15 protein-coding genes are annotated in these 16,286 nt (G+C 73.0%); 3 read left to right on the top strand and 12 right to left on the bottom strand.

What is annotated here, in order from left to right; all coding sequences use genetic code 11:
* Positions 1-15: 15 nt before the first annotated feature.
* The 7 genes from nrdE to SERN_RS06000 all read right to left on the bottom strand — a co-directional run bounded on the left by nrdE (position 16) and on the right by SERN_RS06000 (position 7,782).
* Positions 16-2,121, bottom strand: coding sequence for a class 1b ribonucleoside-diphosphate reductase subunit alpha (gene nrdE / locus SERN_RS06030; RefSeq protein ID WP_135849787.1), 2,106 nt, complete (start codon positions 2,119-2,121; stop codon positions 16-18).
* 23 nt (positions 2,122-2,144) lie between these two features.
* Positions 2,145-2,561 carry a class Ib ribonucleoside-diphosphate reductase assembly flavoprotein NrdI gene (gene nrdI, locus SERN_RS06025; protein ID WP_135849233.1) on the bottom strand — a complete coding sequence of 139 codons (417 nt, stop codon included), beginning with the start codon at positions 2,559-2,561 and terminating at the stop codon, positions 2,145-2,147.
* Positions 2,562-2,636: 75 nt separating this feature from the next.
* On the bottom strand, positions 2,637-2,894 hold the full coding sequence (locus SERN_RS06020; protein ID WP_135849232.1) for a redoxin NrdH: 258 nt from the start codon (positions 2,892-2,894) through the stop codon (positions 2,637-2,639).
* A 710-nt stretch (positions 2,895-3,604) separates the two neighbouring features.
* On the bottom strand, positions 3,605-4,585 hold the full coding sequence (locus SERN_RS06015) for a DNA-3-methyladenine glycosylase family protein (RefSeq protein WP_135849231.1): 981 nt from the start codon (positions 4,583-4,585) through the stop codon (positions 3,605-3,607).
* A gap of 182 nt (positions 4,586-4,767) precedes the next feature.
* Entirely contained in the window at positions 4,768-5,490 is a 723-nt protein-coding gene (locus SERN_RS06010; protein ID WP_135849230.1) for a histidine phosphatase family protein, read from the bottom strand.
* A gap of 106 nt (positions 5,491-5,596) precedes the next feature.
* Positions 5,597-7,129 (bottom strand): amidohydrolase, encoded by a 1,533-nt coding sequence (locus SERN_RS06005; RefSeq protein WP_233251504.1) that lies wholly within the window; start codon positions 7,127-7,129, stop codon positions 5,597-5,599.
* Positions 7,126-7,782, bottom strand: a complete 657-nt coding sequence (locus SERN_RS06000) for an FMN-binding negative transcriptional regulator (protein ID WP_135849229.1) — start codon at positions 7,780-7,782, stop codon at positions 7,126-7,128. Before SERN_RS06000 ends, SERN_RS06005 begins: the two co-directional genes overlap by 4 nt.
* A gap of 159 nt (positions 7,783-7,941) precedes the next feature.
* Here SERN_RS06000 and SERN_RS05995 point away from each other — a divergent pair, with 159 nt between their 5' ends.
* Positions 7,942-11,319: a DEAD/DEAH box helicase gene (locus SERN_RS05995; RefSeq protein WP_135849228.1), complete on the top strand. Its 3,378-nt coding sequence runs from the start codon at positions 7,942-7,944 to the stop codon at positions 11,317-11,319.
* Between the two features lie 132 nt (positions 11,320-11,451).
* Here SERN_RS05995 and SERN_RS05990 read toward each other — a convergent pair whose 3' ends face one another.
* Positions 11,452-12,354, bottom strand: coding sequence for a LysR family transcriptional regulator (locus SERN_RS05990; protein WP_135849227.1), 903 nt, complete (start codon positions 12,352-12,354; stop codon positions 11,452-11,454).
* Between the two features lie 73 nt (positions 12,355-12,427).
* Between SERN_RS05990 and SERN_RS05985 the strand changes: the two genes are divergently transcribed.
* Positions 12,428-13,339 (top strand): EamA family transporter, encoded by a 912-nt coding sequence (locus SERN_RS05985; RefSeq protein ID WP_135849226.1) that lies wholly within the window; start codon positions 12,428-12,430, stop codon positions 13,337-13,339.
* Between the two features lie 60 nt (positions 13,340-13,399).
* On the opposite strand, the gene SERN_RS05980 is transcribed toward SERN_RS05985, so the two are convergent.
* From SERN_RS05980 to SERN_RS05965, 4 genes are all read right to left on the bottom strand, one after another.
* The gene (locus SERN_RS05980; protein WP_135849225.1) at positions 13,400-13,855 is read right to left on the bottom strand and encodes a hypothetical protein; all 456 of its coding nucleotides are present in this window, start codon (positions 13,853-13,855) and stop codon (positions 13,400-13,402) included.
* Positions 13,852-15,006, bottom strand: coding sequence for a class I SAM-dependent methyltransferase (locus SERN_RS05975; protein WP_135849224.1), 1,155 nt, complete (start codon positions 15,004-15,006; stop codon positions 13,852-13,854). The genes SERN_RS05980 and SERN_RS05975 overlap by 4 nt, the downstream gene beginning before the upstream one ends.
* Before the next feature lie 78 nt (positions 15,007-15,084).
* Positions 15,085-15,393 (bottom strand): DUF4235 domain-containing protein, encoded by a 309-nt coding sequence (locus SERN_RS05970; protein WP_135849223.1) that lies wholly within the window; start codon positions 15,391-15,393, stop codon positions 15,085-15,087.
* A gap of 33 nt (positions 15,394-15,426) precedes the next feature.
* Positions 15,427-15,939, bottom strand: a complete 513-nt coding sequence (locus tag SERN_RS05965) for a DUF1648 domain-containing protein (RefSeq protein ID WP_135849222.1) — start codon at positions 15,937-15,939, stop codon at positions 15,427-15,429.
* 32 nt (positions 15,940-15,971) lie between these two features.
* On the opposite strand from SERN_RS05965, the gene SERN_RS05960 reads away from it, so the two are divergent.
* Positions 15,972-16,247 carry a glutaredoxin family protein gene (locus tag SERN_RS05960; protein ID WP_135849221.1) on the top strand — a complete coding sequence of 92 codons (276 nt, stop codon included), beginning with the start codon at positions 15,972-15,974 and terminating at the stop codon, positions 16,245-16,247.
* Positions 16,248-16,286: the final 39 nt, after the last annotated feature.

The raw sequence follows: 16,286 nt of genomic DNA, 5'->3' as shown, positions 1-16,286 counted from the left end.
TCAGCAGGAGGTGGGTCAGAGCGTGCAGGAGACGCAGCCCTCGACCTCGGTGCCCTCGAGCGCGGCCTGGCGCAGACGGATGTAGTACAGCGTCTTGATGCCCTTGCGCCACGCGTAGATCTGCGCCTTGTTGACGTCGCGCGTGGTGGCGGTGTCCTTGAAGAACAGCGTCAGCGACAGCCCCTGGTCCACGTGCTGCGTGGCGGCGGCGTAGGTGTCGATGATCTTCTCGTAGCCGATCTCGTACGCGTCCTGGTAGAACTCCAGGTTGTCGTCCGAGAGGTAGGGCGCCGGGTAGTAGACGCGCCCGATCTTGCCCTCCTTGCGGATCTCGATCGGAGCGACGATCGGGTGGATCGAGCTCGTCGAGTGGTTGATGTAGGAGATCGAGCCGGTCGGCGGCACGGCCTGCAGGTAGGCGTTGTAGATGCCGTGGGCCTGCACGCTGGCCTTGAGCCCGCGCCAGTCCTCCTGCGTCGGGATGGCGATCCCGGCGTCGGCGAACAGCTGACGCACGCGGTCGGTGGCCGGCTCCCAGACCCTGTCCGTGTACTTGTCGAAGTACTCGCCCGAGGCGTACTGCGAGTCCTCGAAGCCGCGGAACGTGGTCCCGCGCTCGATCGAGAGCTTGTTCGAGGCACTGATGGCGTGGAACGCGACGGTGTAGAAGTAGATGTTCGTGAAGTCCACACCCTCCTCGCTGCCGTAGTGGATGCGCTCGCGGGCGAGGAAGCCGTGCAGGTTCATCTGGCCGAGGCCGATGGAGTGCGACGCGTCGTTGCCCTCCTGGACCGAGGGGACCGAGGTGATCTGCGTCTGGTCCGAGACGGCGGTCAGCGACCGGATCGACGTCTCGATCGTCTTGGCGAAGTCGGTGGAGTCCATCGCCCTGGCGATGTTCAGCGAGCCGAGGTTGCACGAGATGTCGCGACCGATGACGTCGTAGCTGAGGTCGTCGTTGAACGTCGAGGCCGTGGAGACCTGGAGGATCTCGGAGCACAGGTTGCTCATCGTGACGCGGCCGGCGATCGGGTTGGCGGCGTTCACCGTGTCCTCGAACACGATGTAGGGGTAGCCCGACTCGAACTGGATCTCGGCGAGCAGCTGGAAGAAGTCGCGGGCCTTGATCTTCGTCTTGCGGATCCGGCCGTCGTCGACCATCTCGTGGTACTTCTCCGTCACGGAGATCTCCGAGAACGGCACGCCGTAGACGCGCTCGACGTCGTAGGGCGAGAACAGGTACATGTCCTCGTTCTTCTTCGCGAGGTCGAACGTGATGTCGGGGATGACCACGCCCAGCGACAGCGTCTTGATGCGGATCTTCTCGTCCGCGTTCTCGCGCTTGGTGTCGAGGAACCGCAGGATGTCGGGGTGGTGCGCCGAGAGGTAGACGGCGCCGGCACCCTGACGCGCACCGAGCTGGTTGGCGTAGGAGAAGGAGTCCTCGAGGAGCTTCATCACGGGGATGACGCCCGAGGACTGGTTCTCGATCTTCTTGATCGGCGCGCCGTGCTCGCGGATGTTGCTCAGCAGGAGGGCGACGCCGCCGCCGCGCTTGGAGAGCTGCAGCGCGGAGTTGATGCCGCGCGCGATGGACTCCATGTTGTCCTCGATGCGCAGCAGGAAGCACGAGACGAGCTCGCCGCGCTGCTGCTTGCCGGCGTTGAGGAACGTCGGGGTCGCGGGCTGGAACCGGCCGGTGATGACCTCCTCGACCATCTCGCGGGCGAGCGTCTCGTCGCCGTCGGCCAGCGTGAGCGCGACCATGACGACGCGGTCCTCGAAGCGCTCCAGGTAACGCTTCCCGTCGAACGTCTTCAGCGTGTACGACGTGTAGTACTTGAACGCCCCGAGGAACGTGGAGAAGCGGAACTTGTAGGCGAACGCCTCGTCCCACAGCTGGTGCAGGAAGTCGGTCGAGTACTTCGCGAGCACCTCGCCCTCGTAGTAGCCCTCCTCGACCAGGTAGGACAGCTTCTCGTCCAGGTTGTGGAAGAACACCGTGTTCTGGTTCACGTGCTGGAGGAAGTACTGCCGCGCGGCCGCGCGGTCGGCGTCGAGCTGGAGCCGACCGTCCGGGCCGTACAGGTTCAGCATCGCGTTGAGGGCGTGGTAGTCCATGCCCTCGAAGCGGTGCGAGGTGGTCAGGCCGGGATCTGCGAGCGTCGTAGCCAAAACTGTGCCAATCCTTCACGGACGCGGATGACGTCCTGATCGGTGCCGAGGAGTTCGAAGCGGTAGAGGTAGGGAACGTCGCACTTCTTCGCGACGATCTCACCCGCGAGGCAGAACGCCTCGCCGAAGTTCGTGTTGCCCGCGGCGATGACGCCGCGGATCAGCGAGCGGTTGCGGGTGTCGTTGAGGAACCGGATCACCTGCTTGGGCACGGCACCACCCTGGGTGGTCCCGCCCCCGTACGTCGGGAGGATCAGCACGTACTCGTCGGTGACGACGAGCGGTTCGTCCTTCGACCGCAGCGGGATCCGCTGGGCGGGCAGGCCCAGCTTCTCCACGAAGCGGTGCGTGTTCTCCGAGACGGAGGAGAAGTAGACGATGCCCATCGGCCGCTCCCCTCCGTCTCGTTCCCTGCTGGTCGTGCGTGGTGCTGGGTCGTGCGTGGCGCTGGTGGCGCGAGGTCAGGCGGTCGCGGCGACGCCGGACTCGACGTTCGCGGCGGCGAGCGCCTTGATGCGGTCCGGACGGAAGCCCGCCCAGTGGTCGCCGTTCGCCAGGACGACCGGGGCCTGCTGGTAGCCGAGCGCCTTGACGGACTCGAGCGCCTCGGCGTCGACGCTCAGGTCGACGATCTCGTAGCTCAGACCGTGCTTGTCGAGCGCACGGTAGGTGGCCGTGCACTGCACGCAGTTCGGCTTGCTGAAGACGGTGATGCTCACGTGTTTCCCCTCATCGACACCCGGACGGCTCCACGCGTGTAACTACACGGTTGTGGTTCGAGCTCGGGTGAACTGCTACCCGGGATCCAGACACTACACCTAGTGGTCGGCGACGCACCTCACCACCACATGTCGTGTTGAGCGGCGTGTCGGCCCACAGCGGGGGACGACGGTTTCCCCACCCTGTGGACAGCCCTGACGGCATGCGCAGCACGGTGCGGATCGCCCTCGCGGGGCCCTGTGGGCAACCTGTGGAGCAGCGCCGACGAGCCGTACCGCACGGGGTGCGACACGCCGACGAACACGTTTCCTGCGACATGCCACCAGCGTCCCATCGACCACCGACATCGAGCCGACCGCTGTCGCGCCGATTGGTCCGCCGATCGGCCCGCCGACCACGGCCGGGCCATCAGCAAGACGCTCGCCGTGCTCCGATGGCCGCTGCACAGTAGTCCGGGCGACTACGAGTGCACAGAGAGCTGCCCCGGCGACCATTCGTGCACAGCGAACACGGCCCTGCGGTGTGGACAGGTGGCCGGGCAGCCCGGCGACCAGGTGGCCCGGCCGCACGGAGTTCGGTGTGCACCGCGGGTCACCTCATCGTCGTTCCGGCGACCACCGGTGCACAGCGAAGGCGATCTTGCGACCACCCGCGCACAGCGAACGTGGCCGGCGCCCCTGGCGCCCCTGGCCCCGCCGCCCGACTCGAGCTACCAGGACCGGTGCGGCGGCGGCGCCATCCGATGACCCCGGCGCGGCGCCTCGATTCCGGTCGCGAGCACGAGCCGGACGACCCGCTCCCGGTGCCCCTCCCAGGGCAGCAGCAGCTCCGCCATCCGCTCGTCCGCCTCGGCGGGCGGCAGCAGCTCGCGCGCCAGCGCCCACACCACGGCGCGCGAGACGTGCGCGTCCCCGTAGGCGGGCGAGTCGGCGTCGCCGTGCGCCGTCTGCGTGATGAGCGCGCTCGTCCAGATCCCGATGCCGGGCAGGGACATCAGCGTGCCGCTGATCTCGGGTCCGCCGCGGCCGAGGCGCAGCGTCCGCTCGAGCCGTCCGGCGACCTCGGCGGCGTGCACGACCGTGCGCCAGCGCCGCTGCGTGATGCCCGCCTCGTGGAAGGCCCACGACGGCACCGCGCGCCACTCCCTGGCCGACGGCGGCACGACCAGCCGCGGCACGCTCGCCGTCTCCGACGGCGTCAGTCCGGTCGGCGCCGGCGCCGGCGCACCGAACCGCAGCACGAGCAGGCGCCATGCCCGCAGCGCCTCCATCCCGGTGACCTCCTGCTCGAGCACCGCCGGCACGAGAGAGTCGAAGACACGGTTCGACCGGGTCAGCCGCAGCCCCGCGTACCGGGCCGCGAGCTCGACGACGTACGGGTGCGGGCCCGGGTCGAACCCGGCGTCGTCGTCACCCTGCCCGATGAGGTCGGGGACCGAGGCGATCGCCCACTCCGCGCCGGGACCCCACGCGTGCGCCGTCACGCCGCCGCTCACGCGCGCGAGCGCGAGGGTCGCCGCGCCGCGGGGCGTCCCGAGCGCGAACCAGCCGCCGTCGGGCAGCAGCCGCGCCGCCGGATCGCTCGCGGCGTGACGCAGCGGTCCGAGCGTGCGCCGCAGGTCGAGCGGTCGGGACACGGTGACGGTCGTGGTGAGGGCGCGTGCGCCGTCGCGCCCCTCACCCGCGGTCATGACGCCACGGTAGGCCGTCGCACCGACACCGACACCGAACCGGCCGCGGTCGCCGCTGTGAGCGGCGGGTCAGCCCGCGCCGGCCCCGGCACGGCCTCACCACGCCGATCACACGTCCGAGGACCGGAGATCGGACGGGGTCAGCCGCTCACAGCGGCGGTGTCGCCGGCGGACGGGTCCCGTCAGGCGGCGGGCAGCGGCGCGGCGACCCGAGCCGCGGCGACCGCCCCGACCGGACCCGGCGCGGGGCGCGCCGACAGCGAGCCGTGACCGGCGACGTCGACCGCCACCGACAGGATCCGCGAGATCGAGACGTCGACCCCGGCCTCGCGCACCACCTCCACCGTGGAGACCGACGCGTTCGGGAGCGGCACGAGCCCCGTCGGGTCGATGGTCGCCAGGTAGGCGCCCAGCGTCAGGCCGTGGCCGACGACGAGCACGTGCTCGTCCGGGTGGGCGTCCACGATCTGCGCGAACGTCGCTCGCACGCGGCCCATGAACGACTCTCCCGACTCGCCACCGGGCAGCCCGGGGTGCTCGCCGGACAGGACGCGCGGGATGAACGCGGCCCACGGCTCGACCTCGTCGAGCTCGCGCTCGGGGCGCCGCTCGTAGCGGCCGAAGGAGAACTCGCGCAGTCCCTCCACGCTGCGCAGGGGCAGCTCGTGGTGGTGGCGCACGATCTCGACCGCGGTCATCACGGCGCGGCCCTGCGGCGAGGAGTAGGCGGCGTCGAAGGTCTGGGTGGACAGGTGCTGCGCCGTCACGAGGACACCGGCGCGCCCCGTCCGGGTCAGCGGCGAGTCGCAGGAGCCCTGCATCACGCGGCGGGCGTTGAGGTGGGTCTGGCCGTGGCGGACCAGGGTGAGGGTGGTCGTCGTCGGTGCGACCTGCGTGGTGGTCATGGCGACGACGCTAGGACTCCCCGGCGCGAGGCGGGCGACGCGCGTGTAGCGGTCCGGTGAACTCTGCGTTGCGCTTCGGCCCTCGGACGCAGCCTCGGACGCGCCCTCAGACGCCGTCGCGGTAGATCCACTCCCCCGCCACCAGGGTCCCGGCCACCCGCGCCACGGGGTGCGCCGCCAGGGGGTCGACGTCGGTGATCGTGAGGTCCGCGACGTCGCCCACGCTCGGCGTCGTCCCGTGGCCGTCGGTCGAGGCCGCGAGCGCCGCGGCGGCGTCGATCCGCTGCTCCGCGTGCCACGCGGGCCGCTCGTCCCCCGTGCGACGGACGGCGGCGGCGATCGCCAGCCACGGGTCGAGCGGCGCGACGGGGGCGTCCGATCCCAGCGCGAGTCGCGCGCCGGACGCGAGCAGGGACGCCAGCACGTAGGCACGGTCGGTCCGCCCCGGCCACAGCTCCTCGGCCACCTCTCGGTCGTCCAGGAGATGGGCGGGCTGCACGCTCGCCACCACGCCCAGCGCGGCGAACCTCGGGACGTCGGCCGCCGTCAGCAGCTGGGCGTGCTCGACGCTCCCGCGCGCCCCCGTGGCCTCGAACGCGTCGAGGGCGAGGCCGCAGGCGTCGTCGCCGATCGCGTGGATCGCGCTCGTGATGCCCGCCGCGTGGGCGCGGCGCATGAGGTCGCGCAGCTCGTCGGGGGCGTAGGTCAGCACACCGCGGTCGGCCGTGCCCGGGTAGGGGTCGTGGCAGTACGCGGTCCGCGTGTTGAGCGAGCCGTCGGTGATGACCTTGAGCGGCCCGGCCGTGAGCAGGGCCTGCCCGACGGCGTCTCGCGGAGAGTCCGGCAGCGCGTCCCCCGTGCGGCGACCCGCGGCGATGGTCTCGTCCAGGAACTGCGGCCAGACGCCCGCGCGCACCCGCAGCACCAGCGCGCCGTCATCGGCGGGGGCCGCCCGCCGGGCCCAGGACAGCGGGTGCTCGGCCTCGTAGTCGGAGACGCCGACGACGCCGCGGCGCGCGGCCCCGCGAGCCGCCTCGCGCACCCAGGTGTCGCGCAGCGCGTCGTCGGCGTCGTCGAGAACGCCCGCGATCGGCAGGAAGAGGTCCTCCCGAACGAGGCCGGACTCGTCGGCCTCCAGGCCGAACCGCGCCAGAGCCGCGCTGGAGAACCAGCCGCAGTGCAGGTCGCCGCTGACCAGGACGACGGCGCGTCCCGCCGCGGCGCGGTCCAGCAGCGCGACCTCGGGCAGGTCGGGCCAGGTGGCGTCGCGGAACCCGAACCCGACGAGCGTCGCGCTCGAGGGCTGCGCGCCGCCGTCGTCCTCGAGCGCCACCCTGGCGGCGACAAGGTCGGCCGCCTCCCGGGCCGACGAGGCCGCGCTGACGTCGAGCCGTCGCTCGGCGAGGGCCTGCTGCACGAGGTGGACGTGGGCGTCCCAGAGGCCCGGCACGAGCCAGCGACCGTCGAGCGCGACGACCTCCTCGCCGCGGTCGGGGCGGAGCGCGCCGGCGGGGGCGATCGCCGTCGTCCGCCCGCCGGACAGCCGCACGTCGAACGGCTCCGTCGAGCCGACGAGCCGTGCCTCGCGCAGGATCAGGGTGGCGGGCGCGGGCACGGGTCGGGTGGTGCGGGCGGTCACGGCAGGTCGCGGTGGACGGCGCGCATGGCGACGGCGAGCGCGGGGTCGGCGTGCACGTCGCCGTCGGTCTCCAGGCCCGCGACGATGCGGGCGACGACCTCGGCGGGCTTGTCCTGCGACATCTTGTTCTTGGCGTGCCACGAGGTGACGTGCAGGCGGACCCCGGTGACGCCGCGGGCGATGCGGCGCGCGTAGACGAGGTCGTCGGTGCCGCCGGGACCCGCCGTCGTGAGCTCGAACGGTTCCGCCCGGGCCTGCTCGAACGCCGCGACGGTCGCGACGAGCACGTCCCAGGTGTCGTCCGGGCCGAGGATCTCCACGCGCGCGGTCAGGTGGGCGACCTCGACGTTCCAGGTGGGCACGGCCGGGCCCCACGCGTACCAGCTCGGCGTGATGTAGCCCGAGGCGCCCTCGACGACGACCAGGACCTCGACGCCGTCGACCAGGCCGAGCGTGGCGTCGTCGGGGATGCCGAGGTGGGTGGAGAGGGTCAGCACGTCGCCGTCGGCCGTCCGCTCCTCGAGGAGGACCGGCATGTGCGTGGCGGCCGGGACGCCGCCGGGAGCGGCCACGATCGTGGCCCACGGACGGCGCCCGAGGAGGTCGCGGACCCAGGCGACGTCGTCGACCAGGTAGTCGGGCGTGTCGAGCATGGGGACAGTCTCGCACCGCCGTGCGGCGCTCGTGCGACGTGCCCGCGGGGGTCGTTGTCCACCGGTCCGGCGCGGTGTCGCCGCCCCCGCGCGTGACCTCGTCCACAGGGACGACCGCGGGCGGCACCGGTGTCGCACCACGCGCCTAGGGTGGTTCCCGTGCACGCCCCCATCGAGCTCGTCGGCCTCGTCGGCCGGCACGCGTTCGACGCCGGGATCTCCTACGCGCGCCAGCACCGCGCCGTGGTGCGGCGGCACGATGCGGAGGCCCGCGTCGTCGTCGGCTCCGTCGACGGCAGCGGCCGTCAGGTCTACACCGCGACCACCTACTACGGCTTCACCCGCAACGGGACCGTCGACTTCTTCGACGGCCGCTGCTCCTGCCCCGTGCAGACCGACTGCAAGCACACGGTCGCGCTGCTGGTCACGGCGCTGGAGCAGGAGCGGACCGCGGCGGCGCGCACCGTCGTCGTCAGCCAGTGGCGCTCGCAGCTCGAGGGGATCTTCCCCGACACCTCGGCGCAGCAGTGGTCGCCGCTCGCGCTGAGCCTGCAGTTCACGCCGCCGCCGACCATCACCGCGGACCGGCGCGGCGGGCTCGGCGGCTACCGCGCCGTCCACGAGGGTGCCCTCGAGGCGCGCGCGATGCGCCTGGGCAAGCGCGGTCAGTGGATCGCGACCGGCGCCGAGTGGCACGCGGTCACCCGCGCGGGCATCAGCGACGCCGATCCGGCGCAGCTCGACGCGCTCGCCGCGCTCGTGCGGCTGCACCAGGCCTCGGACGTCTACGCCTACGGCGTGCCCACGTGGCTCGGCCTGCAGACCGTGCCGAGCCGCGCGCTGTGGCCGGTGCTGCGCGACGTCGTCGAGTCCGGCGTCCGGCTCCTGGAGGTCGACGGCGAGGACGCGGTGCTCTCCGACGTCGCGGCGCAGACGGCGGTGACGGTCTCGTCGGTGGACGAGGACGAGGGCGACGACGGCGGCGGACGTGCCGACGACGGCGGCCCCGACCTCGAGGTCACCGCCACGATGGACCACCCCTCCACCCTCACCGAGACGCTGCTGCTGGGCCGTCCCGCGCACGGCTTCGTCGGCCGCGACCCGCACGGCACCCTCACGCTCGTCCCGCTGCAGGCGCCGGCGACGCGCGCGTGGGTCGACCTGCGCCGGGCCGGCACGATCCAGGTCCCGGCGAGCGAGCGCCCGCTGTTCGAGCGCACGATCCTGCCGCGCATCCAGCGCGAGACCTGGCACGCGGCCGGTGACTTCGCGCCGGAGACGCCGCCGGGGCCGACGCTCGTCGTCCGCGTCCGGCTGCTGTGGACGGCGCTCGGGTCCAGCCCGCGCGCCTCGATCGAGTGCGAGTGGCGCTACGGCGAGGCGGACAACCCGTTCGCGCTCACCTTCACGCTGCCGGCCGATCCGCGGCGCCCCGATCGCGACGGGATCGCGGAGAACGTGCTGCTGCACCGGGCCGCGGCTGCCATGGCGGCGCTGCCGACGCTGCTCTCGCGCGAGGGCCTGCCGCTGGAGGAGATGGTCGTCACGGGGCACGCCGTCGTCGCGCTCGTGGAGGAGGTCGTGCCGGCCCTGCTGCAGGTCGAGGGCATCGAGGTGGACCTGCCCGAGGAGGACCTGCCGACGTTCCGCGACCTCGGGGACCCCGAGATCGCCGTCGACGTCGTCGGCACGAACCGCGACTGGTTCGACCTCGAGGTGCGGCTGCGCGTGACCGACCGCGACGTCCCGGTCGGTCACGTCATCACGGCGCTGGCGCGGCGCGAGCAGACGCTGTTCCTGGAGGACGGCGGCTACATCTCCCTCGACCGGCCCGAGCTCGACCAGCTCCGCGCGCTGCTCGAGGAGGGGCGCGCGCTGCAGGACCAGCGCCGCACCGGGCTCCGCGTCAGCCGGCTCAACCTGTCGTGGTGGGAGGAGCTGCAGGCGCTCGGCGTCATCGACCACCAGGCGCAGGAGTGGCTCGACCGCGTGCGCGCCGCGACGTCGCTCGACGGCGAGGCCCCGCCCCTGCCCGCCGGGCTGCGCGCCGATCTGCGGCCCTACCAGCGCGCCGGCTACGAGTGGCTCGCGCGGCTGCGACGCGCCGGTCTCGGCGGGGTGCTGGCCGACGACATGGGGCTCGGCAAGACGCTGCAGACGCTCGCGATGATCCTCGACGCCAAGGACTCGGGGGCGCTGACGGCGCCGGTGCCGGGTGCCGGTTCAGGCACCGGTTCGGGTGAGGGCGCGACGGCGCGGCACCGGCCGTTCGTCGTCGTGGCCCCGACGTCGGTCGTGCCCAACTGGGCCGTGGAGGCGGAGCGGTTCGCGCCGGACCTGCGCGTCGCCGTCGTGACCGCGACGGGGAAGAAGCGGCGCGAGAGCATCGCCGAGCTGGCGGCGCAGGCCGACGTCATCGTGACGAGCTACGCGCTGTTCCGGCTCGAGCACGACGAGTACGAGGCGCTCGTGCCGGCCGGCCTGGTGCTCGACGAGGCGCAGAACATCAAGAACCGGACCTCGCGGGGGTTCGCGCTCGCCAAGACGCTGCCGGCGGACGTGAAGTTCGTCGTCACCGGTACCCCGATGGAGAACAACCTCGCGGAGCTCTGGGCGATGTTCGCCATCGCGGCGCCCGGTCTCCTCGGGACGCCGCAGCAGTTCACCGAGCTGTACTCGGCGCCGATCGAGCGCGGGAACGGGGCCGAGCTCGGTCTGTTCGAGCGGCTGCGCACGCGCATCGCGCCGTTCCTGCTGCGCCGCACGAAGGAGGAGGTGACGCCGGACCTGCCGCCCAAGCAGGAGCAGATCCTGTCCGTCACGCTCGATCCGGCGCACCGGAAGGTCTACGCGCGCCACCTCGGCCGCGAGCGTCAGCGCGTGCTCGGGCTGGTCTCGGACATGGACCGCAACCGCGTGGAGGTGCTGAGCGCGCTGACGCGGCTGCGGCAGCTCGCGATCGACGCGTCGCTGGTCGACGAGGAGTACGCGGGGGTGCCGTCGAGCAAGCTGGACGTGCTGATGCCGCTGCTGACCGAGGCGGCCGCCGAGGGGCACCGCGCGCTGGTCTTCAGCCAGTTCACGCGCTACCTCGCGAAGATCGCGGCGCGGCTGGACGCCGAGGGCATTCCCTACGCCTACCTCGACGGGTCGACGACGAAGCGCGCCGCCGTCATCCGCGGCTTCGCCGAGGGCACCCAGCCGGTGTTCCTCATCAGCCTCAAGGCCGGTGGGGTCGGGCTCAACCTCGCGATGGCGGACTACTGCATCCTGGCCGACCCCTGGTGGAACCCGGCCGCCGAGGCGCAGGCGGTCGACCGGGCGCACCGGATCGGCCAGACGCGGCCCGTGATGGTCTACCGGATGGTCGCCGCGGACACGATCGAGGAGAAGGTGATGGCGCTGCAGGACAGCAAGCGGGCGCTCGTCGCGGGCGTCCTCGGGGGTGGCGGCGCCGCGGGCGCTGCCGTTGCCGGTGCGGGCGGCGCCTCCCAGTCCCGCCTCGACGCGGACGACATCCGAGCCCTGCTCGACTGACCCCCGCGCCTCGCCCGCGCCCACGATCGCACCCCCGACCTCGCCGAGAATGCACCTGACTGCTCTATCGCGCGGATACAGCAGTCAGGTGCATTCTCGGCAAGTCGTGGGCGGGGCGGGCGGGCGGGCGGGTCAGAGGGTGGCGGCCGCCGCGACCAGGGCGTCCAGCACGGCTCGGAGCGGCGGCGAGTCCGCCTGGCTGCGCCGGTGCAGCGCGACGACGTCGCGCGTGGAGGCGGGCTCCGCCGTCGGGACGGCGACGAGGTCCGGCCCGAGCTCACCGCGACCCAGCCGCGGCACGAGCGCCACGCCGAGGCCCGCCCGCACCAGCTCCACGTGCCCCGCGAACTCCATCGACTCGTGCACCACGCGCGGCGCTCCGCCGATCCCGTCGAACACGCGCCGCAGCCACTGCCGGCAGATGGTCGCCTCGGGCGTCGCGATCCAGTCCTCACCGGCGAGGTCCGCGGGCCGCAGCACCGCGCGCCCGGCGAGCGGGTGATCGGTCCGCAGCACGACGTCGGCGACGTCCGTGAGCAGCGGCGTCGCCACCAGGTGACCCGGCATCGCGAGCGCCACCCCGCCCCACCGGTGCACCACCCCGAGGTCGCGCTGACCGGAGGCCACCAGGGCGACGCTCTCCCACGGCTCGGCCTCGAGCAGCGGCGCGCGCACCCCTGGGTGGCTGGTGCGCAGCGCCCCGAGCACCGGTGCGACGAGGCCGCGCACCGCCGTCGAGAACCCCGCCAGCCGCACCTCGCCGACGACGGCGCCGCCCGCCTGCCGCAGCTCCGTCTCGATCAGCTCGAGGTCCGCGAGCAGCCCGGTCGAGGCGTCCACCAGGCGGCGCCCCGCATCCGTCAGCACGACGCCGCGTCCCACCCGCTCCAGCAGCGCCACCCCGGCGCCACGCTCGAGCCGCTTGATCTGCTGCGAGATCGCGCTCGGGGTGAACCCGAGCGACGTGCCGGCCGCCGCGACGCTCCCGTGGCTCGCGACCGCGCGCAGCGCCACCACCGCATCCAGATCGATCATGCACCGATGCTACCGAATCAGACGTCGACATCATCGCTGGTGCTACGCAGTCACGGCGTGGTCCAGTGAGCACGTGACCCGCCGTGACATGCTCCTCGCCGCCCTCGTCGCGACCCTCTGGGGCGTGAACTTCGTCGTCATCGACTGGGGGATGGACGGCGTCCCGCCCCTGCTGTTCGTCGCGATCCGCTTCACGGTCGTCGCGCTCGCCGTGCTCGTGGTGCCGCGGCCCGCGACGTCGTGGCGCACCGTCGTCGGCGTCGGCCTGTTCATGTCCCTCGGCCAGTTCGGCCTGCTCTACACCTCCATGGCCGCCGGCCTCCACCCCGGTCTGGCCGCGCTGCTGCTGCAGGCGCAGGTCGTCTTCACCGTGCTGATCGCGGCCGGCGTTCTCCGGGAGCGCCCGACGGCGGCCCAGGCCCTCGGCGTCGTCGTCGGGTCCGCGGGACTCGCCGTCGTGGCGGTCGGCCGCGGTGGCGATGCCCCGCTGCTCGCCGTCGTGCTCTGCCTGCTCGCCGCGCTCTCGTGGGCGGTCGGCAACGTCGTCTCGCGGCGCGCGACCGGCGTCGGCGGACTGTCCCTCACCGTGTGGTCCGCGCTCGTGGTGCCGATCCCGGCGCTCGGGCTGTCGCTGCTGGTCGAGGGGCCGGACGCCGTCGTCGCCGGACTGGCCGCCTTCGGCTGGCGGCCCGCGCTGTCCACGCTCTACACGGCGGGGCTGTGCACGCTCGTCGGGTACGCGATCTGGAACGCGCTGCTCGGCCGCAACCGCCCCGCGTCGGTGGTGCCGTGGGTGCTGCTCGCGCCGGTCGTGGCGATGGTCTCCGCGGCGGTGCTGCTCGGCCAGCGGCCGACCGCCGCCGAGACGGTCGGCGGTGCGATCCTCGTCGGCGGGGTGCTGATCGCGATGGCCAGGCCGCGGCGCTCCGCCGTCGCCCCGCTCGCGCTGCCGACCATGCCGGTGACTGCTCTATCGCGCGAGTAGAGCAGTCACGCGCCTTCTCGGCAGGGGTGGGTGGGTCAGGGGTGCGAGAGGCAGGCGGGCCTAGGGGGTGGCGCTGGGCTGCTCGCCCTCGGCCTCGCAGTCGCCCGCGAGGGACGTGAGGCCGTCCACGATCGACGTCTCGATGCCGTCGACGGTCGCCTGGTCGACGACCCCGCCGTCGCGCACCTGCTCGGCCTGCGCGATGAGGTCCCCGACCCTGGTCGAGACCGTCCCCAGCGCCGAGGCGATGTCGCCCGACGTGACGTCCACGGCGCCGTCGACCCGCTCCTGCAGGGCCGTCAGCGTGGTGATCGCGCCGCTCGGGTCGAGCTCGATCTGGTCGGCGACCACCTGGACCTGGGCGCCGACGTCGGTCGCGATCGGGGTGACGACGGCGCACGCCGCCTGGCCGGTCGCGTCGGAGACCGCGTCGCCGATGGCCGAGCAGCCGGTCAGGCCGAGCGCGATCAGCGCCCCGGCTCCGACGACCCGGATCGTCCCGCGTCCGCGGCTCAACGCGCGCCCTTGCGCGCGGGCCGCACGGTCCGCGTCACCGTGAACGTGTCGTTGTCGCCCATGATCTCGGTCGGCCCGACCATGCGGCGCAGCGCGCCGGCGTGCGCGAGCCGCGAGTTGAAGACGGTCCACAGCTCGCCGCCGTCGCGCAGCACCTTGGCCGCGCCGCGGATCATCCGCAGCGCGGCGTCGGGCGCCAGCGTGGCGCCGACGTGGAACGGCGGGTTGCAGACGATGAGGTCGGCCGAGGCGGGCGGCCGCTCGCTCAGCCCGTCCTGCCGCACGACCTCGACCCGCTCGGCCAGGTGGTTCGCCTCGGCGGTCTCGACGGCGGAGCGCACCGCGGCGTCGGACGCGTCGATGGCCGTGACGGTCAGCTCCGGCCGCGCGGAGGCGAGCTCGACGGCCAGGACGCCCGTGCCGCAGCCGAGGTCGATCGCGTCGCGCGCGCTCGGGCTCATGCGGTCCAGGAAGGTGAGGAGGTAGCGCGAGCCGATGTCGACCTGCGGGCCGGCGAACGCGGCGCCGTGCGCCACGATCCACAGCCCGCGCTCGTCGTCGACGCTGCGCTTCGGGAACGTGCTCTCACCCGACGGCGACGGCGTCGGTCCCGACGCGACCAGCGCGCGCGACTTCTGCCGGCCGAGGGTGGCGGCGACGTTCGCGAACGAGCGGCCGAGCACGTCGTTCATGCCGCGCGACATGTGCTTGACGCGACCGCCCGCGATCACGCGGACGTCGGGGTGCGCGTGCGCGGCGATCAGCTGCGCGATCTCCTCGAGCGCGTCCAGGCCGCGGGGCAGCTGGACGAGGACGACGCGGGCGCCGTCGACCAGCTCCGGGACCAGCGAGAGGTGACGGTAGGTGCCGGCCAGTCCGGCGTCGGCGGCGTTGTTCTCGAGCGCGCGCTCGCCGGTCAGCATGTCCTGGTGCACGCGGACGTCGCGCGCGCCGTGCAGCGCGACGGCGCCGAGGGTCAGCGCGCCGTGGTGGTCGTTGATCACGACGACGGTGCCGGGCTCGCTCGCGGCGATCAGGTCGGCCGCCTCGTCGAGGATCAGCCGGTCGCTGGCGTCGACGGCCACGAGGTTCGGGGCCTCGATGTCCGGAAAGCGGCGCAGTCGGGAGAGGTCGAAGGTGTCTGCGCTCATCGACCCATCATCCCTGGTGTTCCTGGGTACCGGGTCGGAACGAGGGCCGGAGGAGTGCGACGTCGGCTCCAGCGGCTCTCAGCTGCCGGGCCACTCCCCCGTCCACTTCTGGAACGTGCGGGCCCCGGCGCGGTCGATCGACGCCTTCACCACGGAGTAGATGACGCCCTGGATCGCGGCCGCCACGAGGATCTGACGCAGCAGGTACTCCGACTGCAGCGGCCCGGGAACGTCCGCCTTGTCGCCCTTGACCGCGCGCTTGTAGACCTGCTTGAAGATCGCGGAGGCGGCGAGGCCACCGATCATCGAGGAGGCGATGCCGAACGGGCGGTAGAGGATCTTGGCCGACGTGCTCGCCGGTGTCTCGGGAATGGCCGTCTTCGTCATACCCGCCACGCTAGCCCCGGGGTGTGGGCGGCGTCACGCTTCGCGATGGTCGGGATCGCGCCCGGCCCGCACCGCGCGGACGGCCCCGGTCACCACGACCGCGACCATCAGTGCCAAGCCGGACCAGACGAGGGCGACGGCGTCCTCCCCCAGCACGAGCAGCGCGACACCGGCCCCGACCGGCACCAGCGTCAGGTTCACCCCCACCATCTGCCGCTCGCCCTCGCGGTAGACGCGCTGGGCGTTCTCCGGCGTCACCTCGATCGGGTAGGTGAAGACGGCGGACCGGCGCGACAGCCACGTCAGCGTCGCGATCATCAGCCAGAAGATCCCGAGCAGCACCAGGATGCTCCACCGCGGCCCGACGGCGTCCGGCTCGCCGTTCAGCCCGAGGTGCGTCGGGATCGTGGCCGGGAGGTCGGGGTAGCGGCGCAGCACGACGATCGTCACGCCGAGCCACCCCAGCAGCGCGAGCACGCGCAGGATCCGCGTCACGACACCGGTCTCGTACGTGCGGCGAGGGCGGCTCGGGGCGGTGAGGGTCACGCTCCCAGCGTAGGTCGGGCGAGGATGGGGGCATGAGCAGCGACAGCAGCAGCACGAGCAGCACGCCGGTGACCGTGTACGGCGCGGACTGGTGCGGCGACTGCCGCCGCACCAAGGCCCAGCTCGACCAGCTCGCCGTGCCGTACACCTACGTCGACCTCGTCGCGCAGCCCGAGGCCGCCACCGAGGCGCACCGCATCTCGGGCCGCACGAACATCCCGGTCGTCGTCTACCCGGACGGCTCGCACCAGGTCGAGCCGAGCAACCTCGAGGTGGCCGCGAAGCTCCACCTCTTCGGGCTCGCCTAGCCGCTCAGCACCAGCGGCTCGAGCACCGGCTCAGTGCCA

This window comes from Serinibacter arcticus (genome assembly GCF_004786095.1).
GTDB classification, from domain to species: domain Bacteria; phylum Actinomycetota; class Actinomycetes; order Actinomycetales; family Beutenbergiaceae; genus Litorihabitans; species Litorihabitans arcticus.
Note: the sequence above shows the minus strand (reverse complement) of the source record. Positions and strands in the feature narration are given on the sequence as shown.